The following is a 1,140-nucleotide window of genomic DNA, read 5'->3' on the forward strand; positions in this document are numbered from 1 at the left end:
TTTGGATAGCGTTTCACTGCCTTTTCCATCATACTAATCGTCTGAGCTAAATTTGGATGCCTGGACACTTCATAAGAAATGACTTCTTGCGTACAACCATCGAGTAAAGCGGACAAATAAGTCTTTTGGCCATTGAGCTTAAATTCAGTAATATCGGCATACCACTTTTGGTCGGGATGTTCTGAGTGAAAAGATTGTTTGATCTTATTCTCTTTAATAACGCCAATCGTACCTTGGTAACTACTATATTTTGCTCGTTTACGGTTGTGCAAAGCTACTAAACCCATGATTGTCATGAGTCTTTGGACCTTTTTATGGTTCACAATCATGCCTTCACGTTTTAACTGTAGAGTGATACGACGATAACCATAGCGAGCATGATGTTCCTCAAATAACTCACGAATGCGGTTCATGAGCTTTTCATTCTTAGTATCCTTTCCCACTTTCTGCAAAGTGTAGTAGTAATCACTACGAGAGAGGTGTGGTAAATCTGGATGACCGTTAATAGTGGCTAAGATGAACGTTAGAGATACTTTCAATTCTCGCCTTAGTTGGGTTACCGCTTGGGTGATTTCTTCCGCTTGTCCTGTTTTTCGCGTTCGATTCGTTCGTCCACTAAGGCATCTAATTTTTTTGTATATTCGTTGATGATACGTAGCCTCAAGTTCTTCTCTTGTAAGGCTTGGTTTTCTTTCTTGAGCTTGCGATTTTCCGCTTCGAGCCGTTCTTTCTCCTGATCGATCATTTGGCTTTCGTCCTTTTTTCTTAGTAACGATAGTATAACCGTTTTCGCGGTAAGAACGAAGCCAATTAGAGACCATCCCACGGCTAGGTAAGGCATACTCAAGGGCAACTGAGCGAATTGAACGGGTTGGATCCAACGCTTTTTGGATGATTTCCAGTTTTAAATCATCTGAATATGACTGGTAAGCATGCTCTAAGATGGCTAGACCATGCTTGTCAATCAAAGAAACTAAATACTGTACATTACCACTGCTTATCTTGTACTCATGGCCAATCTGTTTGGGACTATAGCATTGTTTTTTCCAAAGATAATAAATATTAACTTTGTCTTCTTTTGATAATTTAGACATAGTAAAACCCCGAAATTTGGTTGTCCAAATTTCGGGGTTCATATCA

At 39.6% G+C, this 1,140-nt stretch carries 1 protein-coding gene; it reads right to left on the reverse strand.

From position 1 onward, the window contains the following. Positions 1–1,094 (reverse strand): IS3 family transposase (locus AABI08_RS08375; protein ID WP_338344725.1); only part of this gene is annotated, 1,094 nt, incomplete at its 3' end. Positions 1,095–1,140: the final 46 nt, after the last annotated feature.

The organism is Fructobacillus evanidus, assembly GCF_963580165.1.
GTDB classification, from domain to species: domain Bacteria; phylum Bacillota; class Bacilli; order Lactobacillales; family Lactobacillaceae; genus Fructobacillus; species Fructobacillus evanidus.